The sequence below is a fragment of the Melissospora conviva genome (assembly GCF_049523535.1).
In the GTDB taxonomy this organism is placed as follows: domain Bacteria; phylum Actinomycetota; class Actinomycetes; order Mycobacteriales; family Micromonosporaceae; genus Melissospora; species Melissospora conviva.
This window is the reverse complement of the sequence record NZ_JBLLDT010000002.1, coordinates 263215-285238: the sequence shown is the minus strand read 5'-3', so window position 1 is coordinate 285238 and position 22024 is coordinate 263215. Positions and strand designations below refer to the sequence as shown.

The following is a 22024-nucleotide window of genomic DNA, read 5'->3' as shown; positions in this document are numbered from 1 at the left end:
CCCTGCAAGAATCAGAACGGATAATCAACGAGGTTGCTCAAGGTTTGCGTGACTTTGAGGAGGCTGTGGATTGGTTTTGCTCTCTCGGCAGTGTTTCCCGAGTGGCGGTATTGCGGGAAGTGGTTCGTTACTTGATGCAGGCGCACGTTACCGCGCAGGATGGGCGTGAAGGCTTGTTGCGCTCGGGTGTGAAGCCGACGGTGACGCCAGCGGTTCTGATTGCTCGAGAGCCGACCCTGGAGCAGATGGGCAAAATTGTCAGATTGCCCCCGAGTGAGCATGCCAATTCGTTCCGAGTTTTGCTCTCGGCGTTTGTTGTTGCTGACTCTAGGAGGAGGAAGGTGGAGTGTCGGGGGACGTGCAGTCACTTTTGGCATCATCTAGGGAGGGGGTAAATGGTTATGCCCATGTTGGCCGCCGATAGCAGGCCTGGCGATCTATTTTCGATGCCCGGCACGAATTCGCCAAGTGGATGGCTTCGGCGGCTCGCTCGCGTCTCTACCGAGCGAGGTCTGATCGACTACGGGTTGCCTGCTAAGCGCGCAACTTTCCAATTGGTTCTTCTCGTGCCCCGTCACGCATCCCTGAACGGTGCTTGTGCGGGGAGAAGTTGTCCAGGATCAGGTGGAGACGCTGGTCGGGTAAGCGGCGGCGCAGCGTCTTGAGGAAGGCCATGAACTCGCGTCAGCGTTTGTGGTCGCGGATGCGGTAGTGCAGACAGTGGCCAGGTTGGGTTCGGGGCGGCGATCATCTGCTGGATGCGCTGGTCGCCAAGTGTAGGTGGCCCGCAGCCGGACAGGCTGCCGCTGGGTTCGCCGGGCTCGGGCGGGTTGGGGTTGCAGGTTCAGTGGGCCGAAGTCGTCGACATGGATTAACCGGCGGTCCGCGGGTGGGTGGTCTTAAGGGCCCAGGATGCGGTGCCTCCTTGTGGTGGAGTCCGGGTCGATTTCTGGCTTTCCAGGTCGTGGTGGTCTGCCAGGACGCCCGCGCTCGTGCAAGATCCCCCGGATGGTCTCGACGCTGCTCGCCGGGACGGGAGCCGGCGTCGATCAGATTGTTGCGCTGCTTTGGCCAAAGGCCCGCAGGAGTACGCCCGGCCGAGAGAGCGGGGGCCTGGGCGATGACACAGATCCAGTCGCGCGTCTGCTTATCGATCTGTCTTGATGCGACCTCGCGCCATTTCGGGTCCATCCCATCGGACCCCGTTCGTTGAACGCGTGGATCACGTTCCGCACGTAGTCGTCGGTCACCCGCAACAGGTGGGCGATGTCCGGAGCGGCTGCCTTTGCGCCCACATCAGCATCACGATCCCCCTGCGCAGCTTCACCGGGTCCTTTGCCGTGCGGTTGATCCGCTGCAACCGCTGCCTTTCGGCCATCCTCACCTGCCGAACGAACACTTCTGGGCGCCTGCCCGCCGGTGTACCACCTCCCGCCAAGCGGTAGGAGGCGGCCTGCCAGGCGCATCTTCAGAACCGACGGATTACACGGTCAACGTTCCAAGACGAGGCAAAAGTAGTCCGCCACCTCCACGTGCGGCCCTACGGCGGACGATCGCGATGACGCGTCCCTGCGGTCCGCAAAGGGCGCGAACTGTCAGGGCGAATTCACTGCTCGCCGTCGAGGAGTTCCACCTCGTCGTCGTGGAGGTACTCCGGCGTCAGGTGGGTGTCCGGCTGCGGGGCCTCTTCCCAGGTGTGGTGCGGGTCGCCGTCGGGGGAGAAGAGGACCTGGTCGGTCTTGGCGGACTTCTCCCGGTCTTCCTCGGGTGCGGTCATCTCGGCTCCTTGCGCCTGCTCGGGAAGTGCGACCGGTGGCCGCGCGGACCAGGTCAATGCTAGGTCCGGCAGGGTGCGCGCAAGCGAGAAACAGCAGGCCGGCCAGGACTCGCGCGGGCCCGGGGCAATCAGTTGTCGAGGTCGTTACGCCGCCGGTAGAACTGCGCCGGCCGGCCCACGCTGCCGCTGCTCCGCTCGCCCGTCGGCACGAGCAACGGCTCCATGCGGCGGCGGAAGGTGTCCTTCTGCAGCGGCCCGCCGTGGATCGCCGCGTGCAGGCGGCGCAGGTCGTTCAAGGTGAAGGTCCCGCCGAGCAGCCGCGCCGGGTCGGGCCGCCCGGTGTACGTCCCGCGGGCCCAGCGCATCGCCTCGGCGGTGATCAGGTCGTGGTCGAAGGCCAACCGCTCCTGCCCGTCGGGCAGTACGAACCGCTCCGCGACCAGCGGCGCGAGCCGTACCGAATCGGTCAGCCGGCCGGCGAGCCGGGCCGGGTGGACCAGGTCGACGTGGGCGACGGTGACCACCCGCCCGCGCGGGTCGCGACCCGGGTCGTCGAAGACCCGCAGCTGCCGGGGATGTTCCCCGGTGACACCGACCTTGTCGCGCAGCGCCCGCAGCGCGGCGGAGTGGAGTCGTTCGTCGATGCGCAGGAAGGTGCCCGGCAGCGCCCAGTCCCCACCGGGTCGACGGGCCACCAGCACCGCCGGCAGCGTCCCGGTGCCCGTCTCGATGACGGTCAGCAGCGCGACGTCCACCGTCACCGAGGGGCGTGGATAGTCGCTGAGCTGCAGGCCTCTGCTGTCGAGCCACATGCGGGCACGTTAGCGCAGATCTGCGCTTACCATTGGCGCAAGCTCGCGCCAATTGGAGGTCTTGTCATGGAGGTCACCCCGGCACAGCTCGACCGGGCGATCGGCGCGCTCGTCGGTGGCGCGGTCGGCGACGCGCTCGGTGTGCCGTACGAGTACGGCTCCCGGCCGCTGGAGGCGCAGCCGCGGATGCACGGCGGTGGGCTAGGTGGCATCGACCCCGGGCAGTACAGCGACGACACCGAGATGGCCGTCTGCATCGCCCGCGTCGCCGCCGACGGCGCAGACCTCCGTACCGCCGAGGCGCTCGACGCCGTCGCCGCCGGCTTCCTTCAGTGGTACGAAGACGGGCCGCCCGACATCGGGGTCCAGACCCGCCGGGTGCTCGGCGAGACCGCCCGCCAGGACGGGTCGGCGGCGACCATGCGGCGGGTCGCCACCGCGCTGCACCACGAGACCGGCCGCTCCGGCGGCAACGGCTCGCTGATGCGCACCGCCCCGGTCGCCCTGGCGCACCTCGGCGACCCCGAGGCGATCGCCGACGCCGCCCGCGCGGTCAGCGCGCTGACCCACCACGACCCGGTCGCCGGGGATGCCTGCGTGCTCTGGTGCCTCGCCATCGACCACGCCGTCCGCACCGGCGACCTCGACGTACGGGTCGGGCTGCCGCTGGTCGACGCCGGCTACTGGTCGCCCCTGCTCGACGAGGCCGAGCAGGCCGAGCCGGCCCGGTACGCCCACAACAACGGCTGGGTGGTCGCGGCCCTGCAAGCCGCCTGGTCGGCGATCCACCGGTCGGCGTCCTACTCGGACGGTGTGGTGGCGGCCGTCAATGGCGGCGGTGACACCGACACCGTCGCCGCGATCGCCGGTGCGCTGCTCGGCGCCCGCTACGGCGCCGACGCGATTCCGGCCCAGTGGCGCGAAATGGTGCACGGCTGGCCCGGGCTGCGCGCCGACGAGCTGGCCGGCTTCGCGGTGCGCACGACCGTGGCCACACGTGATCATTAGTTGATTTCCGGTGTCCCGGGCCACTGAAGACACCGGAGATCAACTAAGGATCTTGGTCCCACATCTCTGTCGCCGAGAGGGGCGGGGCGCCGGCCGGCGGGCAGCGAATGTCAGACTCCGCAGCGACGTCGTGCACGACCAGCGCGATCGACGCGATGCGACGGGATGTGGAAGAAGATGTCGGCAGACAGCGGCAAGGGCGGTCCGGAGTACGCCCGGATGATCGAGGCGATGCGGAGTTTCCTCGACACCGTTGCCGGGGCGAAGCCGGACACGGGCACGATCAACCGGCTGACCGGCGACCTGCGGCGCTGGGAGGCGGAACTGGCGCAGGCGCAGGTATCCGAGCGGGAGCAGCTCTTCGGCCGGCGCCCCGACCTGCCCGGCCGCGGCCAGACCATGCTCCCCGCCTTCGTCGTCGCCGAGTCCGGTGACAACGGCATACGCGGCAGCGTCACGTTCGGCCGCTACTTCCTCGGCGGCAACGGGGCCGCCCACGGAGGAGCGATCACCCTGCTCTTCGACGACGTGCTCGGCCGGGTGGCGAACACCGGTGGGCGCCGCCCGGCGCGTACGGCCTACCTCAACGTGGATTACCGCGCCGTCACCCCGCTCGACACCGAGTTGACCCTGACCGGGGCATTCGTGAAGGAGGAGGGACGCAAGCGCTTCGTCCGGGGTGAGCTGCGGAACGGTGAGACGCTCTGCGCCGAGGCCGAGGCGCTCTTCATCGAGTTGCTGCCGCACCACCGCTGACCACGCGACCGGATCAGCCGTGGACGTTGCGGACCCGGCCGTGCCTCGGCGGCCGGCAGCGGCGCGGGCGCTGCCGGCCGGCGGTGGCCCGGTTCAGGGCGCTGCCGGCCGGTGGTGGCCCGGTTCAGGGGCCGGCGGTGTCGGTCGGGTCGGCCGGAATGGCGAGCGCCAGCGTCAGGTCGAGCACGGTGGCGGGGTCGTCGAGGCGCGCGCCGTAGAGCTCACGGATCTTGCCCAGCCGGTAACGCACGGTCTGCGGGTGCACGAAGAGCGCCGCGGCGACGTCGTCCCGGCGGCCCTGGTGCAGCAGCCAGGCGCGCAGCGTCTCGGCCAGCCGGGCGGCGGTCGCCGGCGGCAGCGCCGCCAGCGGCGCGAGCGCCCGGGAGCGCAGGTCGGCCAGCCCTTCGGGGTCCATGCGCAGCAGCAGCTCCGCCAGGTGTTCCTCGGTGTCCAGCGGCGCGTCGCCGGCGCCGTGGCCGGTCAGCGCCGTGGCGCGTACGGCGCGCTGGAACGAGGCGGCGGCGCGCGACCAGGCCCGGGCCGGGCCGAGGATCGCGCGGCGGCCGTGCAGGAGCCGGGTCAGCTGCGCGCGCCGGCCGCCGTGCATGTCCGGCACGAGCAGTACGGCGTGATCCTCCGCCGCCGTGCCGACCGGCAGGTCCTCGGCGCCTTCCAGGGTGTGCGGGCTGAGCAGGGCAAGGGTGGAGTGCAGGTTCGCCCGCGGCACCAGCACGGCGGTGAGGGTCTCGGGCACCGGCCAGTCGGCCCGGGCGGCGCTGTGGCGCAGGACCTCCTCCGGTTCCGCGGCCAGCAGTTGCCGGGTGAGCCGCTCCAGGTAGCGTCGGCGCATCCGCCCGGCGGTGGCGAGCTGGTCGGCGTGTCCGGCGACGCTCGCGGCCGAGAGCTCGTCGATGTAGGCGAACATCAGCTGCGCGAACTCGGCGACGGCCTCGGCGGAGAGGCCGTTGCGCACCGCGCTGGCGGACATCTCCCGCCAGGCGGCGCGGGCGCCGACACGGTAGGCGGCCAGCAGGGCGTCCATGCTGCGCCCTTCGCGCGCCTCGCCGCCACCGAGCTGGTACGCGGCCTCGACCGCCGGAGCCAGCGGAGTGCCGGGATCGGCGCCCCGTGACTGCTCGATGAGGTTCAGGAAGGCGCCGAGGGCGATCTCGACGGCGTACTCGATCTTGCCGCGCATCTGCTCGGTGATGGCGCCGGAGTAGCTCGGCACGGTGGTGACGGCGTTGGCTGTCCGTTCGGCGACGAGCGCCAGCCGGGACCGCAGGGCCGCGACGACCTGCTCGCCGAGTTCGAGGGGCGCGACCGGCGGGGTGGGCCCGTTCTGCTCCGACATGATTGTTCGCTCCGAACAAAAAGCTGTGCCTGATTCACTTCCGTTGGTCAAGACCTTATGCCACCAGGGCGATCATGATGAGATCATGAGCACCACCACCCCGCGGCCGTCCGGGAAGATCGCCCTGCGGGACCGCGTTCTGCGGCTCGCCGAGACGATCACCACCCCGCTGCTGCCGGAGGACTACCTCGACATCGTGGCGCCGCTGCGCTCCGGCGCGGACCTGCGCGGCCGCATCGTCGCCATCGACCCGGAGGGGCCGGACGCCGCCACGGTCACCATCCGCCCCGGCCGCGGCTGGCGCGGCCACGTGCCCGGCCAGTACATCCGCGTCGGCGTCGACGTGGACGGAGTCCGCCAGTGGCGGGCGTACTCGGTGACCTCCGTCGCCAGCCGGGCCGACGAGTGCATCTCGATCACCGTGAAGGCCATCCCCGACGGTGTGGTGAGCAACCACCTGGTCCGTCGCGCGCAGCCCGGCACGGTCATCCAGCTCGACCAGGCGCAGGGTGACTTCGTCCTGCCGGACCCGGCCCCCGCCAAGATCCTCTTCCTGACCGCGGGCAGCGGCATCACCCCGGTGATGGGGATGCTGCGCAATGGCGCGCACACCGCCGCCGACGTGGTGCTGCTGCACTCCGCGCCCACCGAGGCCGACGTCATCTTCGGCGCCGAACTGCGCCGCCTCGCCGCCGAGGGCGCGATCCGGCTGGTGGAGCGCCACACCGACGTCGACGGCATGCTCACCGTCGACGAGCTCGACGACCTCGTCCCCGACCACTGCGAGCGTCAGACCTGGGCCTGCGGCCCGATCGGCCTGCTCGACGCCGTCGAGGAGCACTGGGCCGGCCGGGGCGTCGCAGAACAACTGCACACCGAGCGGTTCCGCCCGACCGTCATCTCGCCCGGCGAGGGCGGCACGGTCACCTTCAGCAAGGCCGGCGTGACCCTCGACGCCGACGGGGCCACCGCGATCCTCGACGCCGGGGAGTCGGCCGGGGTGCTGATGCCCTCCGGTTGCCGGATGGGCATCTGCTACGGCTGCGTGCTCCCGCTGCGTGAAGGCGCCGTCCGCGACCTGCGCACCGGCGACATCACCGTGGCCGTGCCCGGTGACGGCGTGCTCATCCAGACCTGCATCTCCGCCGCTGCCGGCGCCTGCGACATCGAACTCTGACGGGAGACCCCGACATGACCGTTATTCAGAAGAAGCCCGACAACGCGATCGCGCACCTGACCGCCGAGGACATCGAGACCCTCGGCAAGGAGCTCGACGCGATTCGTGACCAGGTCATCGCCAGCCGGGGCGAGAGCGATGCCGCCTACATCCGCAAGATGATCTCCCGGCAGCGCAAGCTGGAGATGAGCAGCCGGGTGATCCTGCTCTTCTCGATCTTCCCGCCGGCCTGGATCGTCGGGACCGCGGGTCTGTCGGTGGCGAAGATCCTCGAGAACATGGAGATCGGCCACAACGTCCTGCACGGACAGTGGGACTGGATGCGCGACCCGAAGATCCACTCGACGACCTGGGAGTGGGACCACGTCACCCCGGCCGATCAGTGGAAGCACTCGCACAACGAGCTGCACCACACCTACACCAACGTCATCGGCAAGGACAACGACCTCGGCTACGGCATCATGCGCGTCGACGAGGACCAGAGGTGGCACCCGTTCTACCTCGGCCAGCCGCTCTACAACTTCGTCAACGCCTGCTTCTTCGAGTACGGCATCGCCGCGTACGACCTGGAGCTGGGCAAGAACCTGCGCAAGGGGCGGCACAAGGACCCGGTCTTCCGGGCCCGGGCCAAGGCCGTCGGCCGCAAGATCCGCAAGCAGGTGCTCAAGGACTACATCATCCACCCGCTGCTCTCCGGACCGTCCTTCCTGCACACCCTCGCCGCGACCTTCACCGCGAACATCGTGCGCAACCTCTGGTCCCACTCGGTGATCATGTGCGGGCACTTCCCGGAGGGTGTCGAGACCTTCGAGCGGCGGTCGATCGTGGGCGAGACCCGCGGCGAGTGGTACCTGCGGCAGATGCTCGGCTCGGCCAACATCAGCGGCAGCAAGCTGATGCACATCATGACCGGCAACCTGTCGTTCCAGATCGAGCACCACCTCTTCCCGGACCTGCCGAGCAACCGCTACCAGGAGATCGCCCCGCAGGTGCAGGCGCTCTTCGCCAAGTACGGCCTGAAGTACACCTCCGGCTCCCTGCCGCGCCAGGTCTTCTCCGCCTGGAAGAAGGTCGTGCGCCTCTCCCTGCCGAACCGCAAGCCCACCGACGCCCGCCGCGTCGAGGACCCCACCCCGGCCCTCGCCGGCGCGAACGCCTGATCCACCGCTTCCGGCCGACCACCGCGCGGGTCGCCGGAGTCGCTCCTGCGCCCTGGTCGCAACTTCGGGGATGTCGCCGCTTTCCACGTACGGGATGCGGCAGCATCCCCGAAGTCGTGGACCGGGGGCGCCGCCGGGTCACTCGGTGCGGTCGGGTGGGGGTTGCTGTGGCGGGGGCGAGGAATCCGGGTCGCGGCGGATGATGCTGAACCGGCCGTCGGGCTCCATTCGCAGCTCACGGACCTCGGCGAGGTCCTCGATGCCCTGCTCGCGCAGTTCGCTGCGCAGCTCCGGCACCGAGATCAGCTCCCGGCGCATGTTGCCCCGCATCAGTCTCCCGTCGCGGACCAGCAGCAGCGGCGCCGGGCGGATCAGACGCCCCGCGAATGGCCAGTAGTAGGCCACCGCATCGAGCAGGTACGCCCACCCGATGATCACCACCACCAGGATCACCCCGTCCGCGACGGAGTTGTATCCGCCCGCCATGCCGTTCTGGGCCGCGTCGGCGATCAGCACGATGACCAGCAGATCGGTGACGCCCGTGGTGCCGCTCTGCCGTTTGAGCACCACCCGCAGCAGCGTGAAGAGCGCCAGGTACATGACGCTGCCCCGGAAGACGATCTCCAGAACCGGGGTGTCCGGGAGGAACACCTTCGACCAGTCGGGCATCCCGCTACCTACCCCGGTACGAACCACCCATGCCGTGCTCGGCCGGGCGGCCCTGGTTGATCACCCGTTTTGCGGCTGTCCACAGGCGGCGCGCGCGGTGCGCCGGGCCGGAGGAGGGCGGTCGTAGGATCGGCGGGTGACCTTCCCCCTGAGCCCGGCCGACGACGCCGCCCTCGACGTGCTCCGCCGGGTCTTCGGCTACGACGCCTTCCGCGGCCCGCAGCAGGAGATCGTTGACCACCTCATCGGCGGCGGCGACGCCCTCGTGCTGATGCCCACCGGCGGCGGCAAGTCGCTCTGCTACCAGATCCCGGCCCTGGTGCGGCCGGGCGCCGGGGTGGTGATCTCGCCGCTGATCGCGCTGATGCAGGACCAGGTGGACGCGCTGACCGCCGTCGGCGTACGGGCCGGCTTCCTCAACTCGACCCAGGACCTCGACGCCCGTCGCCGGGTCGAGGCGGACTTCCTTGCAGGCTCGCTGGATCTGCTCTACCTCGCCCCGGAGGCGCTCGGTAACGGCTACACCCAGCAGCTGCTGGATCGGGGCAAGATCTCGCTCTTCGCCATCGACGAGGCGCACTGCGTCGCCCAGTGGGGGCACGACTTCCGCCCCGACTACCTGGCGCTGTCGATGCTCTACGAGCGCTGGCCGGAGGTGCCGCGGATCGCCCTGACCGCCACGGCGACCAGCGCGACCCGGGCGGAGATCGCCACCCGGCTCGGTCTGACCGGCGCGCGGCAGTTCGTCGCCAGCTTCGACCGCCCCAACATTCAGTACCGCATCGAGGCCAAGCGGGAGCCGCGCAAGCAGCTGCTCGAACTGCTGCGCACCGAACACCCCGGCGACGCCGGCATCGTCTACTGCCTCTCGCGGGCCTCGGTGGACAAGACCGCCGACTTCCTGGTCGCCAACGGCGTCGCCGCCCTGCCGTACCACGCCGGGTTGGACGCGGCCACCCGCGCGCGGCACCAGCAGCGCTTCCTGCGTGAGGAAGGGCTGGTGATGGTGGCGACGATCGCCTTCGGGATGGGCATCGACAAGCCCGACGTGCGCTTCGTCGCCCACCTCGACCTGCCCAAGTCGGTGGAGGGCTACTACCAGGAAACCGGCCGCGCCGGCCGCGACGGCCTGCCCTCGACCGCCTGGCTCGCCTACGGCCTGCAGGACGTCGTGCAGCAGCGCAAGATGATCGACCGCTCCGACGGAGACCGGGCGCACCGGCGGTCGCTCGCCGCGCACCTGGACGCCATGCTCGCCCTCTGCGAGACCGTCGACTGCCGCCGGGTGCAGCTGCTCAACTACTTCGGCCAGGAATCCGCGCCCTGCGGCAACTGCGACACCTGCCTGACCCCGCCGCAGTCCTGGGACGGCACGATCGCCGCCCAGAAGCTCCTCTCCACCGTGCTGCGCCTGCACCGCGAGCACAACCAGAAGTTCGGCGCCGGGCACAGCATCGACATCCTGCTCGGCCGCCGCACCGACAAGGTCGCCCAGTACGGCCACGACGCGCTGAGCGTCTTCGGCATCGGCGCAGACCTCGGCGAGGCCGAGTGGCGGGGGGTGGTGCGGCAGCTGCTGGCCCAGGGGCTGCTCGCCGTCGAGGGCGACTACGGCTCGCTGGTGCTGACCGAGGCCAGCACCGAGGTGCTGCGCCGCGAGCGCAGCGTGCCGATGCGCCGCGAGCCGGAACGCCGGGCGGCATCGACGCGGACCGCCAAGGGCAAGCCCGCCGCGGTGGAGCTGCCGCCGGAGGCGGAGCCGGTCTTCGAACGGCTGCGCGCCTGGCGGGCCGCCAGCGCCAAGGAGCAGGGCGTGCCGGCGTACGTGATCTTCCACGACGCGACGCTGCGGCAGATCGCCACCGAGGCGCCGACCACGCTGGAGCAGCTGTCGCGCATCAGCGGGGTGGGGGAGAACAAGCTCGCCAAGTACGGCGAGCAGCTCCTCGCCGCGCTGGCCGGCTGACCCGCCGGGCGCAGGTCAGCCGGTGGCGTCCGGGGAGGGGGTGGCGCTGCCGCCCTGCGGGACGGTGCCGGTCATCAGCGCGATGATCGTCTCGCGGTCGGCGGCCGAGGGCAGCCCCCATCCGGGCCGGTAGTCGTAGACGTCGGCCAGGCCGGTGGCGCGGGTGCGCCCGTCGAGGATCTCGACCGCGTCGGTGGAGATCAGCCCCGGGTGCTCCACCCCGCAGGCCTCGGCGACCTTCATCAGGTCCCGGCGCAGCGTGCCGATGTAGTTCGCCGCCCGGACCGCCTTGCGCGCCGGGTCCAGTCCCCGCGCCAGCCAGGGGTTCTGGGTTGCCACGCCGGTCGGGCAGGTGTCGGTGTGGCACTTCTGGGCCTGGATGCAGCCGATGGCCAGCATCGCCTCCCGCGCGACGTTGACCATGTCGCAGCCGAGCGCGAACGCGACGATCGCGTTGTCCGGCAGGCCGAGCTTGCCGCCGCCGACGAAGACGACCCGCTCGTGCAGCTCGCGTTCGGCGAAGATCCGGTAGACCCGGCTGAAGCCCTGCTGGAAGGGGAGGGAGACCGAATCCGTGAAGATCATCGGGGCGGCGCCGGTGCCGCCCTCGCCGCCGTCGACGGTGATGAAGTCGACCCCGCGGTCGCCGGACCGCATCAGATCGGCCAGCTCGGTCCAGAAGTCCAGGTCACCGACGGCGGACTTGATCCCCACCGGCAGCCCGGTCTCCGCGGCGAGCAGCTCCACCCAGTCCAGCAGGCTGTCGGTGTCGGAGAACTCGGCGTGCCGGGACGGGCTGACACAGTCCACGCCCTCCCGGACCCCGCGGGTCGCCGCGATCTCCGCGCTCACCTTCGCCCCGGGCAACAGCCCGCCGAGGCTCGGCTTCGCGCCCTGGGTCAGCTTGATCTCGATGGCCCGTACCGGGGCGTTCGCCACCTGCTCCTTGAGGCGATCCAGGCTGAAGCGCCCCTGGTCGTCCCGGCAGCCGAAGTACGCGGTGCCGATCTGGAAGATCAGCTCCCCGCCCCGGCGGTGGTACGGCGACAACCCTCCCTCGCCGGTGTTCTGCAGGCATCCCGCCAGTGCGGCGCCCTCGTTGAGCGCGGCGATCGCGTTGCCCGACAGCGACCCGAAGCTCATGGCGGAGATGTTGACAACCGACTCGGGCCGGAAGGCGCCTGGCCGGCCGCGCGCGGCGCCGAGCACCTTGGCGCAGGGCAGCCACACCTCGTGACCGGCGGTCGGCGACGACGGGGGGACCGCCCGTCCGAACGTACGGTGCTTGATGATCGCGTACCCGGGGGTGTACTCGATGTCGTTGTCGGTGCCGAAACCGAAGTAGTTGTTCTCCTTCTTCGCCGAGGCGTAGATCCAGCGGCGCTGGTCCCGGGTGAAGGGCCGCTCCTCGTTGTTGCCGGCCACGATGTACTGCCGCAGCTCCGGTCCGACCTTCTCCAGCAGATAGCGCGCATGCCCCAGCACCGGGAAGTTGCGCAGCAGCGCGTGGTCACGTTGCAGGAGGTCCCGCGCGGCCAGCGCCGCCAGCGCGGCGCCGACGGCGGGTACGGCTCGATTCACCCACTTCATGCCCCGGTCAGTGCCCAGCGGCGCGGCTGCCCACACGTCGGCGACGGCCGGTGGCAGGTGTACCGGTCAGCGCGGCGGGTACCCGCCGCCGTCATGAACCGCGTACAGAACCTGCGGGTTCGTCCCGATCTGCTCTACCAGGCCAGCGGCTGGAGCACGCTGGTCACCGACGTACGCGGCCGGATCGCCGGCGACGGCGCCCAGGGCTACTACTTCCGCAACACCCGGTTGCTGCATCTGGAGACGATCACCGTCGACGGCGACGAACCGGTCCCCTTCAGCACCGCGAACATCGGCGCCCACGCCCAGCTCTCGTACGCCGAGATCGGTGACCGGGAGGCGGTGCCGGTGACGACGGCGTACCTGCTCGTCGAACGGTTTCTGGGTGAGGGGCTGCGGACCCGGCTGCGACTGGTCAGCTATGCCGGCCGCGAGCTGCGCCTGCTGCTGCGGGTGCGGGTCGCCGCCGACTTCGCCGACACCGCCGAGGCCCAGTCCGGGCGGCGCCGCCAGCGGGCCGACGTCGCGACACAGTGGAACGCCGACCGCGATGAGCTGCTGCTGCGGTACCTGCACGAAGGGCTGGACCGGGCGGTCGCGGTCCGGGTCGAGACGACGGCCCCGGTGCGGTGGGAGGCCGGGTCGTTCACCGTCGATGTCACCCTGGCGCCGCGTTCCGAGGCGACGGTGGAGTTGGTCTGCGAACCCGTCTTCGACGGCGAACGCTTCGCCGCCCCGCCGGCGGGCTACCGCGAGACCGCCACGACGGCCGGCCGCGCCCGGCAGCGCCTTGCGGCGGAGATGACCCGGCTGGCGGCCAGCGCCCCCGACGTCACGGCGGCCTGGCACACCGCCGTCGCGGACCTCGCCGCGCTGCCGCTGGGTGAGCCGCCCGGGCCCGCCGCGCCGATCGCCGGGCTGCCGGCCTACCAGGAGATCTTCGGCCGGGACACGATGACCGCCTCGTGGCAGGCGATGCTGGCCGGTCCGACGATGCTCGCCGACAGCCTGCGGCTCGCCGCCGCCCACCTCGGCCGGCGCGTCGACAACTGGCGGGACGAGGAGCCCGGCAAGCCGCTGCACCAGGGCCGGCACGGGCCGCTGTCGGTGCTCGGCGACAACCCCTTCGACGCGTACTACGGCGACTGGTCCACCGGGCCCGACTTCCTGATCTTCCTCGCCCAGTACTTCGCCTGGACCGGGGACCTGGACCTGGTCCGGGAGCTGATGCCCGCCGCCCGCCGGGTGCTGACCTGGATCGAGCGCTACGGCGATCCGGACCGTGACGGGTTCCTGGAGTACGCCTCCCGTTCCCGGGCGGGCCTGCGCAACCAGGGCTGGAAGGACTCCGACAGCGCGGTGGTCGACCACGCCGGGCGGCTCGTCGACACCCCGCTCGCCACCAGCGAGCTCCAGGCCTACTGGTACGCCGCACTGCGCCACGCGGCCGTCCTCTTCGCCGCGACCGGGCATCCGAGAGCCTCCCTCGGGTTGCTGACCCGGGCGGCGGCGCTGCGGCGGCGCTTCCAGCGGGCGTACTGGATGCCCGACGAGGGCTGTTACGCCATGGCGCTCGGCCCGGACAAGCGGCAGGTGCGCTCGGTGAACTCCAACGACGGTCAGTTGCTGGCGTGCGGCATCGTCCCCGCCCGGCTGGCGCCGACGGTCGCCCGACGGCTCTTCGCCCCGGACATGTTCAGCGGCTGGGGGGTGCGCACGCTCTCCTCGGCGCACCCGGCGTACAACCCGTTCAGCTACCACCGGGGCAGTGTCTGGCCGGTGGAGGCCGGCACGATCGGGCTCGGCCTGGCGCGGTACGGGTGCCGGGACGAACTGCACCGTCTCGCCGAGGCGACCTTCTCCGCCGCGGCGCTCTTCGACGGCCACCGGCTGCCGGAGGTCTTCGGCGGGCTGCCGCGCACCGGCGACCATCCGTACCCGGGGGTCTATCCGGATGCCTGCTCGCCGCAGGCCTGGTCGGCGAGCGCGCCGATCGCGCTGGTGCAGGCGCTGCTGACGCTGCGCCCGGCGGCCTCGGCCGGGATGGTGCTGGTGGATCCGCACCTGCCGCCGTGGCTGTCCCAGCTGCGCCTGGAGGGCGTGCGGATCGGACGCCACACCTTCGACCTGGCCGTCCGGCGCCGGCGGGGCGGGCGTACGTCGATCGGGACCCGCGGTGACGCGGTCCGGGTGGTCCGCGCTCCGACCCGCCAGGCGCTCACGGCCCGCCGGCATCGGTGACCCGGCCCCCAATGCGGTGACCCGGCATCCAAGGCGGTGACCCGGCGCGCAAGGTGGTGACCCGGCACCAAAGGCGGTCACCCGGCGCCGAAGGCCGTGGCGCCGGTCAGGCGGTGGCGCGCGCCTGCCGGTTGCCGCGGTGCCGCAGGAACAGGATCAGCGCCGCGGCGACCGTGCCGAGCAGCCCGGCGGCGACCACGAGCCAGAGGCCGACCCCGACCGCCAGCTGCACGGAGGTGTCGACCGCGCCGTCGAAACCGAGAAGGCTGTTCTGCTGGGCGATGCTGTCGACAGTGCTCTGCAACCCCGGCCGCGACTGCCCGATGCCGCGGATCTGCTGTACGCCGACGGCGACCAGGACCAGGGCGAGCAGTCCGCTCAGGACCGACATGCCCAGGTGGTGGTCGCGTCCGGCCACGTTGACCGCGCCGTAGCCGGCCAGGACCAGACCGAGCGTGATCACCAGCCAGCCCTCGGTGCCGTCGAGGCCGGTGAGCACGACCGTGGAACCGAACGCGGTGACCGTCATCCAGGGCAGGAACGCCGCCGCGATCGCGATGACGCCGGCCGCCACCGCCAGCAGCGAGAGGAGGATCTGGACGCGGCGACCGGGCCGGCGACCCGCGTCGGCGGCGGCGTCCGCGGCGGCCGCAGCCGGCCGCGCGGAGGGATCGTCCGGGTGTGACGTGCCGGACGGGGTCGACATGGCAGGCGGCACCGGTCCACCTCTCTGCTCGAACAAACGATTCGCCGCCGGCGGATCACCGCCGGAGTCCGCGGCGCGTCGTGGCGATGCCAGCAACGTAAACCAGCCGCCGACTCCGCGCCAGGCGTGCGGGGAGCGCCGGCGCGCTCCCCGCACATTCGTCGTTAGCGATTCGAGACAGTCACATTGATCGATTCGCCGTGTCTGGAGTGGCGGGGTCCGGCCGGAGCCGCAATGGTGGGAGATCGGCAACTTGTTCGATCCGCCGGGACTTCGGAGGGGAACATGTCCAGAGGACACCGCACACTGGCCGGTGCCGCACTCGCCCTGACCGTCGCGCTGCTCGCCGGCTGCAGCAGCGGTGCGGGCGTCGACGTCGGCGGGGGCGACGCGGCCAAGGGCGGCGTGCTCCGCGCGGCCATCGGCGGCGAGCCGGACCAGCTCGACCCGCACAAGACCTCGGCCTACTACAGCTTCCAGGTCCTGGAGAACGTCTACGACACCCTCGTCGAGCCCGACGCCGAGCTGCAGATGCGCCCCTCGCTGGCGACCGAGTGGCGCACCAGCGACGACCAGCTGACCTGGACCTTCACCCTGCGTGAGGGCCTGAAGTTCTCCGACGGCTCGGCCCTGACCGCCGAGGACGTCGTCTACTCCTACCGGCGCATCATCGACGAGAAGCTCAACGCGGCGTACAAGTTCGCCACCGTCAAGGAGGTGGCGGCGCCGGACGCCACCACCGTGGTCATCACGCTCACCGCGCCCACGCCGAACCTGCTCGCCAACCTCGGTGGCTTCAAGGGCGTGGCGATCGTGCAGAAGGCCAACGTCGACTCCGGTGACATCCGGACCAAGCCGGTCGGCAGCGGGCCGTTCAGCGTGGCCGGCTACACCAGCGGCGACCGCATCGAACTGGTCCGCAACGAGAACTACTGGGGCTCCCAGGCCAAACTCGACGGGGTCACCTTCACCTTCGTCAAGGACCCGACCGTGGCGCTGCAGAACCTGCGCGGCGACGAGGCCGACTGGACCGACAACCTGCCCCCGCAGCAGGTGCCCGGGCTGCGCGACGGCGGCAACCCGACCGTGCAGACCGTTGCCTCCAACGACTACTGGTACCTGGCTCTCAACCAGGCCCGCAAGCCGTACGACGACCCGGCCGTGCGGCAGGCGATCGCCTTCGCCCTCGACCGTGAGGCGATCGCCAAGGCGGCCAAGTTCGGCCTGGCGACGGTGAACCAGACCGCCATCCCGCGCGCCAGCTCCTGGCACTACGACTACGCCCCGTACAACCGGGACCTCGACAAGGCAAAGTCGCTGCTCGCCGGCAAGAGCGGGCTCAACCTGGAGCTGATGGTCACCACCGAGTACCCGGAGACGGTCACCGCCGCCCAGGTCATCGCCGCCAACCTCGACGAGATCGGCATCGAGGTCAAGATCCGTACGCTCGACTTCGCCCAGTGGCTCGACGAACAGGGCAAGGGCAACTTCGACGCGTTCCTGCTCGGCTGGCTCGGCAACATCGACCCCGACGAGTTCTACTACGCCCAGCACCACAGCGAGGGCACGTTCAACTTCCACAACTACCGCAACGCCGAGGTGGACAAGCTCCTGGACCAGGCCCGGGTCCAGACCGATCAGGCAGCCCGCAAGCAGGAGTACGACCGGGCGGCGAAGCTGATCGTCGACGACGCCAGTTACATCTACCTCTACAACCCGGACGTGGTGCAGGGCTGGTCCGACAAGGTCTCCGGTGTCGAGGTCCGCACCGACCGGGCCATCCGCTTCCGCGACGTCGCCCTGGCGCGCTGACCGGGGCCCGGAAGCGATGAGGCGCTTCATCCTCCGCCGGCTGCTCCAGTCGGCAGTGGCGCTGCTCGGGGTGACCCTGGTGGTCTTCCTGCTGCTGCAGATGGTTCCGGGCGATCCCGTCCGGGTGGCGCTCGGGACCCGCTTCGATCCGGAGACGTACGAGGCGTTGCGCAGCCGCGCCGGGCTCGACCAGCCGGCGGTGGTGCAGTACTTCAGCTACCTCGGCAACGCACTCACCGGTGACCTGGGGGTGAGCTTCCGCAGCGGCGAGCCGGTGACCGACATCGTGCTGGCGCGGCTGCCCGCGACGCTGTCGCTGGCCTTCACCGCGCTGCTGCTGGCGCTGCTGATCGCCTTCCCGCTCGGGGTGATCTCCGGGGTCCGCTCCGGCTCGCCGATCGACCACGCCGTACGGATCTTCAGTCAGTTCGGGGTCTCGGTCCCCGACTTCTGGATGGGGATCATGGGGATTCTGCTCTTCGCCGGTGTGCTCGGCTGGCTGCCGCCGTCGGGTTACGTGGCGCTGAGCGAGGACCCGGCGGGCTGGCTCGCGCACGTGATCCTCCCAGCGGCCACCGTCGGGTTGGTGACCGCCTCGATCCTGACCCGCTTCATCCGCTCCTCGGTGCTGGAGGTCCTCTCCCAGGATTACGTCCGCACCGCCGAGGCCAAAGGGCTGCGCCCCCGGGTGGTCGTGCTGCGGCACGTGCTGCGCAACGCGCTCATCCCGGTGGTGACCGTGGTGGCGGTGCAGTTGGCGAGCCTGCTCGGCGGGGTGATCGTCATCGAGGTGCTCTTCGCCTGGCCCGGCATCGGCCGGCTCACCTTCGACGCCGTGCAGGCCCGCGACTACCCGGTGCTGCAGGGCGCGGTGCTCCTGGTGGCCGGGCTGTTCCTGCTCGTCAACCTCCTTGTCGACCTCCTCTATGCCCGCCTCGACCCGAGGATCTCCGTGCGATGAGCCAGGACACCGAAAGCGCCGTACGCGGTGACGCCGGCACCGGCGGCCGTGATGCCGAGAGCGCCCTGCGCCGGGTGCTGACCGCGCTGCGGCACGACCCGCCCGCCATCGCCGGCACCCTGGTGCTGCTCCTGCTCGTGCTGGTCGGCGTGGCCGGTACGCAGCTCGCACCGGCGGGCATCAACGACATCGATGTCGACAACATGCTCGCCCCGCCGAGCCGGGAGCACCTCTTCGGCACCGACGAACTGGGCCGTGACGTGCTCAGCCGGGTCCTGGTCGCCGCCCGGGTGTCGCTGCAGGTGGGCGCGGTCAGCGTCGGCATCGCCCTCGCCGTCGGCCTGACCCTCGGCCTGCTCGCCGGCTACTACCGGGGCTGGGTCGACACCGTGCTGATGCGCTGCATGGACGTGCTCTTCGCCTTCCCGGTGCTGCTGCTCGCGGTGGCGATCGTCGCCGTGCTCGGCCCGGGACTGCTCACCGCGATGGTGGCGATCGGTGTGGTCTACACCCCGATCTTCGCCCGGGTCACCCGCGCCGGAGTGCTCTCCGTACGCGAACAGGTCTTTGTCCGGGCGGCCGTGTCGATCGGCACCTCCGACCTGCGGATCATGCGCCGGCACATCCTGCCGAACATCGCCGCGCCGCTGATCGTGCAGACGTCGCTCTCGCTGGCCTTCGCCATCCTCTCCGAGGCGGCCCTCTCCTTCCTGGGGCTGGGCATCCAGCCCCCGGCGCCGGCCTGGGGGCGGATGCTCTTCGACGCCCGCGGGTTCGTCACCGACGCCTGGTGGCTCGGAGTCTTCCCCGGCGCGGCCATCTTCCTGACGGTGCTCGCCTTCAACCTGGTCGGCGACGCCCTGCGGGACGTGCTCGATCCGCGCCAGCTCACCGTCAGCGAGGCGAGAAGGAGCACCGAATGAGCGACGCGCCAGTGCTCTCCATCCAGGACCTCACCGTCAGTCTCGGTACCCGGCGGGGTGCGGCCCGAGCGGTGGCCGGTGTCGACTGGTCGGTGCGGGCCGGTGAGACCTTCGCCCTGGTGGGCGAGTCGGGCAGTGGCAAGAGCATGACGGTGCTCGCCGCGACCGGCCTGGCTCCGGAGGCGGCCCGGGTCACCGGCCGTGTCGAACTGCTCGGTGAGGAGCTGACCACGATGCCGGCGCAGCGCCGTCGCCGGATGCGGGGGCGGCACGTCGGCTTCGTCTTCCAGGATCCGATGACCTCGCTGAATCCGGTGCTCACCGTCGGCCGGCAGATCGCCGAGCCCTGCGAGGAGCATCTGGGCATGAGCCGCCGGGCGGCCCGCGACCGCGCCGTCGAGCTGCTCGACCTGGTCGGCATCCCGTCGGCCGCCCAACGGGTGGAGGCCTATCCGCACCAGTTCTCCGGTGGCATGCGGCAACGGGTGGTGATCGCGATGGCACTGGCCTGCGAGCCGGATCTGCTCATCGCCGACGAGCCGACCACCGCCCTGGACGTCACCACCCAGGCGCAGATCGTCGAGCTGATCGCCGCGCTGCAGCAGCGCCTCGGCACCGCCGTCGTCTGGATCACCCATGACCTCGGTGTGGTGGCCGGTGTCGCCGACACCGTCGCGGTGATGTACGGCGGGCGCATCGTCGAACAGGGGCCCGTCGAGGCGGTCTTCGCCGACCCGTCCCACCCGTACACGGCGGCGTTGCTGGCGGCGCGGCCCGAACCGGGGCGCGTCGTCGCGCAGCTGCCGGCCATCCAGGGTTCCCCGCCCAGTCCGTTCGAGCTGCCGCCCGGCTGCGCCTTCTGGTCGCGCTGCCCGGTGCGGGCCGACGCGCGCTGCGAGCACGAACTGCCGCCGCTGGCCGAGGTGGCCCCCGCGCACCTGGTCCGCAGCTTCTACCAGCAAGCCCGACAAGGGGAGGGGCGATGAACCGACCCGAGCCGCAGGCCCCGCCGACCGCGCCGCCGACCGCACCGGCTCCGGCCGGCGACATCGTCGCCGAACTCGACGAGCTGAAAGTCTGGTTCCCGGCGCCGGGGCGTACCTCGGTGCGGGCGGTGGACGGGGTGTCGTTGCAGATCCGGCGCGGGGAGACCCTCGGGCTGGTGGGGGAGTCCGGCAGCGGCAAGTCCACCACCGGCCTCGCGCTGCTGCGCCTGGTCGAGCCGACGGCCGGGCGCATCCACGTCGCGGGCGAGGAGGTCACCGGCTGGTCCCGCCGCCGTCTGCGGCGGCTGCGCCGCCGGGTCGCGATGGTATTCCAGGATCCGCAGGCATCACTGGACCCCCGGCGCACCATCGCCGACAGCGTCGCGGAGCCGCTGATCGTGCACGGGCTCGGTGGTGACCGGGCCGGCCGTCGCCGCCGGGTCGCCGAGCTGCTGGAGCTGGTCGGGCTGCGCGGCGATCTCGCGGACCGGCATCCGCACGAACTCTCCGGTGGTCAGCGTCAGCGCGTCGGCATCGCCCGGGCGCTGGCCGGGGAGCCGGATCTGATCGTCCTCGACGAGCCCATCGCCTCGCTCGATCTGAGCGTCCAGGCGCAGATCATGAACCTGCTGCGCGGGCTGCAGGCCGAACTCGGGCTGACGTACCTGTTCATCGCCCATGACCTTGCCGCCGTCGAGCACATGAGCGACCGCATCGCGGTGATGTACCTGGGCCGGATCGTCGAGACCGGCACCCCGGCCCAGATCTACGGCAACCCGGGGCACCCATACACGGCGGCGTTACTCTCGGCGATCCCGGTCGCGGACCCGCTGGTGGAACGCCGGCGGCGGCGCATCATCCTCACCGGTGAGATCCCCAGCCCGGTGGATCCGCCGAGCGGGTGCCGGTTCCGCACCCGCTGCCCGCAGGCCCGCCCCGACTGCGCCGAGACCGACCCGGACCTGATCGAGGTGGAGACCGGGCAGTACGCCGCCTGTCTCTACGCGGTGGAGGCGGTACGGCAGATGCGCGCCCGGCAGGAGGAGCCCGCCCCGCCGAAGCCGCGCTTCGAGCCGGACACCACGACCGGTGGGGAGGCCGGGCTAAGCCGATCGGCCGGGCTGGATTAGGGCTTCGCCGAGGGTGGTGCGGGTGTGCAGGACGCTGGCTCCGGCGCGGCGCGAGTCGATCAGTCCCGACCCTCGCAGGATCGTCAGGTGATGCGAGACGGTGGAGACCGCCAGGCCGCAGGCGTGTGCCAGTTCGGTCGTCGACAGTGGTTGTTCGACAGCCAGCAGGATGCGCGCCCGCCCCTCGCCGAGCAGGGCGGCAAGTGCCTGTGAGCGTTCGGCGGTCTGGCTGGTCCAGGTCTCCGAGACCCCTTGTGCCGGATAGAAGAGGGTTGGCTGAGCGGCGTGTTCGGTCAGGACGGCGCACCGGTTGGCCATCACCGAGGGGACGAGAACAAGGCCGCTGCCGGCGCAGTCGAGGGTTTCCTCGTGGCGGTGCAACCACACCTGCACCGCCCCTGAACTCCAGCTCACCGCTTCGTGGAGTGTCGCGACCATGTTTCCCGTCCCGCTCTGCGACATCCGCCGGGCGCGTACGCCGATGTCGGCCCGCAGCAGCCGCTCGATCTGCGGCCAGTAGGGCGCCATCGCGGCATTCCAGAACGCGCTCCAGGCCTTGGCGATGACATCGCGTGTGCGTAGCGGATTCAGCGCCAGTGTTTCGAGGCTCCGGCGTTGTGGCCCGGTGGTGCGGAGCACGCGTTTGCCCAGATCCGCCGCGACGAGCGCGGGATCGTGCTCGGCGAACCGCGCGATCTCGTCCTGGGGTGTCAGGTCCCATTCGGACCGGACGGTGAAGAAGTCCGGGGCGTATCCGTCGTCGCCCACGACGAGCCGCAGCAGTGTGAGGTCCTCGGGCGCGACGAGCGCTCGGGTGCTGCGCAGCCAGCCCCACTGGAGAGGATGCAGCTGCGGATTCGACATCACGCGCACGGCATGGACAAGTTCGTGCCCGGAGGAGATGCCGAAGCGGATCGCCGAGAGATCGTCGGGAGCGAGCCGGAACTCCACCAACTTTCGATGCACATCGAAACACTAGGCCCGTCCTGCCGTGTG

19 protein-coding genes are annotated in these 22024 nt (G+C 71.0%); 12 read left to right on the top strand and 7 right to left on the bottom strand.

What is annotated here, in order from left to right; genetic code table 11:
- The first annotated feature begins 2 nt into the window (after positions 1-2).
- Positions 3-395, top strand: a complete 393-nt coding sequence (locus tag ACK8GG_RS06500; RefSeq protein WP_440349221.1) for a DUF5958 family protein — start codon at positions 3-5, stop codon at positions 393-395.
- Between the two features lie 1211 nt (positions 396-1606).
- Here ACK8GG_RS06500 and ACK8GG_RS06495 read toward each other — a convergent pair.
- On the bottom strand, positions 1607-1777 hold the full coding sequence (locus tag ACK8GG_RS06495; RefSeq protein WP_440348808.1) for a hypothetical protein: 171 nt from the start codon (positions 1775-1777) through the stop codon (positions 1607-1609).
- Positions 1778-1905: 128 nt separating this feature from the next.
- The gene (locus ACK8GG_RS06490; RefSeq protein ID WP_440348807.1) at positions 1906-2589 is read right to left on the bottom strand and encodes an NUDIX hydrolase; all 684 of its coding nucleotides are present in this window, start codon (positions 2587-2589) and stop codon (positions 1906-1908) included.
- 66 nt (positions 2590-2655) lie between these two features.
- Here ACK8GG_RS06490 and ACK8GG_RS06485 point away from each other — a divergent pair, with 66 nt between their 5' ends.
- Both ACK8GG_RS06485 and ACK8GG_RS06480 read left to right on the top strand, forming a co-directional pair.
- Positions 2656-3597, top strand: a complete 942-nt coding sequence (locus ACK8GG_RS06485; protein WP_440348806.1) for an ADP-ribosylglycohydrolase family protein — start codon at positions 2656-2658, stop codon at positions 3595-3597.
- Positions 3598-3774: 177 nt separating this feature from the next.
- Entirely contained in the window at positions 3775-4353 is a 579-nt protein-coding gene (locus ACK8GG_RS06480) for a hotdog domain-containing protein (RefSeq protein WP_440348805.1), read from the top strand.
- A gap of 124 nt (positions 4354-4477) precedes the next feature.
- Here the strand turns inward: ACK8GG_RS06480 and ACK8GG_RS06475 are convergent, their stop codons facing one another.
- Complete coding sequence (locus tag ACK8GG_RS06475; RefSeq protein WP_440355825.1) at positions 4478-5707, bottom strand: PucR family transcriptional regulator; 1230 nt, start codon at positions 5705-5707, stop codon at positions 4478-4480.
- 85 nt (positions 5708-5792) lie between these two features.
- Here ACK8GG_RS06475 and ACK8GG_RS06470 point away from each other — a divergent pair, with 85 nt between their 5' ends.
- Both ACK8GG_RS06470 and ACK8GG_RS06465 read left to right on the top strand, forming a co-directional pair.
- Entirely contained in the window at positions 5793-6884 is a 1092-nt protein-coding gene (locus ACK8GG_RS06470) for a ferredoxin reductase (RefSeq protein WP_440352949.1), read from the top strand.
- Positions 6885-6898: 14 nt separating this feature from the next.
- The gene (locus ACK8GG_RS06465) at positions 6899-8044 is read left to right on the top strand and encodes a fatty acid desaturase family protein (RefSeq protein WP_440352950.1); all 1146 of its coding nucleotides are present in this window, start codon (positions 6899-6901) and stop codon (positions 8042-8044) included.
- A 138-nt stretch (positions 8045-8182) separates the two neighbouring features.
- On the opposite strand, the gene ACK8GG_RS06460 is transcribed toward ACK8GG_RS06465, so the two are convergent.
- Entirely contained in the window at positions 8183-8713 is a 531-nt protein-coding gene (locus ACK8GG_RS06460; RefSeq protein WP_440352951.1) for a DUF421 domain-containing protein, read from the bottom strand.
- A 136-nt stretch (positions 8714-8849) separates the two neighbouring features.
- Between ACK8GG_RS06460 and recQ the strand changes: the two genes are divergently transcribed.
- Positions 8850-10679 carry a DNA helicase RecQ gene (gene recQ / locus ACK8GG_RS06455; RefSeq protein WP_440355824.1) on the top strand — a complete coding sequence of 610 codons (1830 nt, stop codon included), beginning with the start codon at positions 8850-8852 and terminating at the stop codon, positions 10677-10679.
- Positions 10680-10694: 15 nt separating this feature from the next.
- Here the strand turns inward: recQ and ACK8GG_RS06450 are convergent, their stop codons facing one another.
- Positions 10695-12269, bottom strand: a complete 1575-nt coding sequence (locus ACK8GG_RS06450; RefSeq protein WP_440355823.1) for a glutamate synthase-related protein — start codon at positions 12267-12269, stop codon at positions 10695-10697.
- 93 nt (positions 12270-12362) lie between these two features.
- On the opposite strand from ACK8GG_RS06450, the gene ACK8GG_RS06445 reads away from it, so the two are divergent.
- The gene (locus tag ACK8GG_RS06445; RefSeq protein WP_440355822.1) at positions 12363-14510 is read left to right on the top strand and encodes an amylo-alpha-1,6-glucosidase; all 2148 of its coding nucleotides are present in this window, start codon (positions 12363-12365) and stop codon (positions 14508-14510) included.
- 106 nt (positions 14511-14616) lie between these two features.
- Here the strand turns inward: ACK8GG_RS06445 and ACK8GG_RS06440 are convergent, their stop codons facing one another.
- A complete protein-coding gene (locus ACK8GG_RS06440) occupies positions 14617-15216 on the bottom strand; it encodes a hypothetical protein (RefSeq protein ID WP_440355821.1) in 600 nt (199 codons plus the stop codon).
- Positions 15217-15501: 285 nt separating this feature from the next.
- On the opposite strand from ACK8GG_RS06440, the gene ACK8GG_RS06435 reads away from it, so the two are divergent.
- Genes ACK8GG_RS06435 through ACK8GG_RS06415 form a run of 5 tightly spaced genes read left to right on the top strand, consistent with a single transcriptional unit; the run spans position 15502 to position 21028 of the window.
- Positions 15502-17028 carry an ABC transporter substrate-binding protein gene (locus ACK8GG_RS06435; RefSeq protein WP_440355820.1) on the top strand — a complete coding sequence of 509 codons (1527 nt, stop codon included), beginning with the start codon at positions 15502-15504 and terminating at the stop codon, positions 17026-17028.
- Positions 17029-17044: 16 nt separating this feature from the next.
- Positions 17045-17989 carry an ABC transporter permease gene (locus ACK8GG_RS06430; RefSeq protein WP_440348796.1) on the top strand — a complete coding sequence of 315 codons (945 nt, stop codon included), beginning with the start codon at positions 17045-17047 and terminating at the stop codon, positions 17987-17989.
- Positions 17986-18912, top strand: a complete 927-nt coding sequence (locus tag ACK8GG_RS06425) for an ABC transporter permease (RefSeq protein WP_440355819.1) — start codon at positions 17986-17988, stop codon at positions 18910-18912. The genes ACK8GG_RS06430 and ACK8GG_RS06425 overlap by 4 nt, the downstream gene beginning before the upstream one ends.
- Positions 18909-19898, top strand: coding sequence for an ABC transporter ATP-binding protein (locus tag ACK8GG_RS06420; RefSeq protein WP_440348794.1), 990 nt, complete (start codon positions 18909-18911; stop codon positions 19896-19898). Before ACK8GG_RS06425 ends, ACK8GG_RS06420 begins: the two co-directional genes overlap by 4 nt.
- Positions 19895-21028 carry an ABC transporter ATP-binding protein gene (locus ACK8GG_RS06415; RefSeq protein WP_440355818.1) on the top strand — a complete coding sequence of 378 codons (1134 nt, stop codon included), beginning with the start codon at positions 19895-19897 and terminating at the stop codon, positions 21026-21028. Before ACK8GG_RS06420 ends, ACK8GG_RS06415 begins: the two co-directional genes overlap by 4 nt.
- Here the strand turns inward: ACK8GG_RS06415 and ACK8GG_RS06410 are convergent.
- The gene (locus ACK8GG_RS06410) at positions 21002-21979 is read right to left on the bottom strand and encodes an ArsR/SmtB family transcription factor (RefSeq protein WP_440355817.1); all 978 of its coding nucleotides are present in this window, start codon (positions 21977-21979) and stop codon (positions 21002-21004) included. The genes ACK8GG_RS06415 and ACK8GG_RS06410 overlap by 27 nt on opposite strands.
- Positions 21980-22024 lie beyond the last annotated feature (45 nt).

Coding starts and splice junctions, on each gene's coding strand:
- ACK8GG_RS06495 (WP_440348808.1), bottom strand. CDS start 1,777: ATGACCGCACCCGAGGAAGACCGGGAGAAGTCCGCCAAGACCGACCAG.
- ACK8GG_RS06490 (WP_440348807.1), bottom strand. CDS start 2,589: ATGTGGCTCGACAGCAGAGGCCTGCAGCTCAGCGACTATCCACGCCCC.
- ACK8GG_RS06485 (WP_440348806.1), top strand. CDS start 2,656: ATGGAGGTCACCCCGGCACAGCTCGACCGGGCGATCGGCGCGCTCGTC.
- ACK8GG_RS06480 (WP_440348805.1), top strand. CDS start 3,775: ATGTCGGCAGACAGCGGCAAGGGCGGTCCGGAGTACGCCCGGATGATC.
- ACK8GG_RS06475 (WP_440355825.1), bottom strand. CDS start 5,707: ATGTCGGAGCAGAACGGGCCCACCCCGCCGGTCGCGCCCCTCGAACTC.
- ACK8GG_RS06470 (WP_440352949.1), top strand. CDS start 5,793: ATGAGCACCACCACCCCGCGGCCGTCCGGGAAGATCGCCCTGCGGGAC.
- ACK8GG_RS06465 (WP_440352950.1), top strand. CDS start 6,899: ATGACCGTTATTCAGAAGAAGCCCGACAACGCGATCGCGCACCTGACC.
- ACK8GG_RS06460 (WP_440352951.1), bottom strand. CDS start 8,713: ATGCCCGACTGGTCGAAGGTGTTCCTCCCGGACACCCCGGTTCTGGAG.
- ACK8GG_RS06450 (WP_440355823.1), bottom strand. CDS start 12,269: ATGAAGTGGGTGAATCGAGCCGTACCCGCCGTCGGCGCCGCGCTGGCG.
- ACK8GG_RS06445 (WP_440355822.1), top strand. CDS start 12,363: ATGAACCGCGTACAGAACCTGCGGGTTCGTCCCGATCTGCTCTACCAG.
- ACK8GG_RS06440 (WP_440355821.1), bottom strand. CDS start 15,216: ATGTCGACCCCGTCCGGCACGTCACACCCGGACGATCCCTCCGCGCGG.
- ACK8GG_RS06435 (WP_440355820.1), top strand. CDS start 15,502: ATGTCCAGAGGACACCGCACACTGGCCGGTGCCGCACTCGCCCTGACC.
- ACK8GG_RS06430 (WP_440348796.1), top strand. CDS start 17,045: ATGAGGCGCTTCATCCTCCGCCGGCTGCTCCAGTCGGCAGTGGCGCTG.
- ACK8GG_RS06425 (WP_440355819.1), top strand. CDS start 17,986: ATGAGCCAGGACACCGAAAGCGCCGTACGCGGTGACGCCGGCACCGGC.
- ACK8GG_RS06420 (WP_440348794.1), top strand. CDS start 18,909: ATGAGCGACGCGCCAGTGCTCTCCATCCAGGACCTCACCGTCAGTCTC.
- ACK8GG_RS06415 (WP_440355818.1), top strand. CDS start 19,895: ATGAACCGACCCGAGCCGCAGGCCCCGCCGACCGCGCCGCCGACCGCA.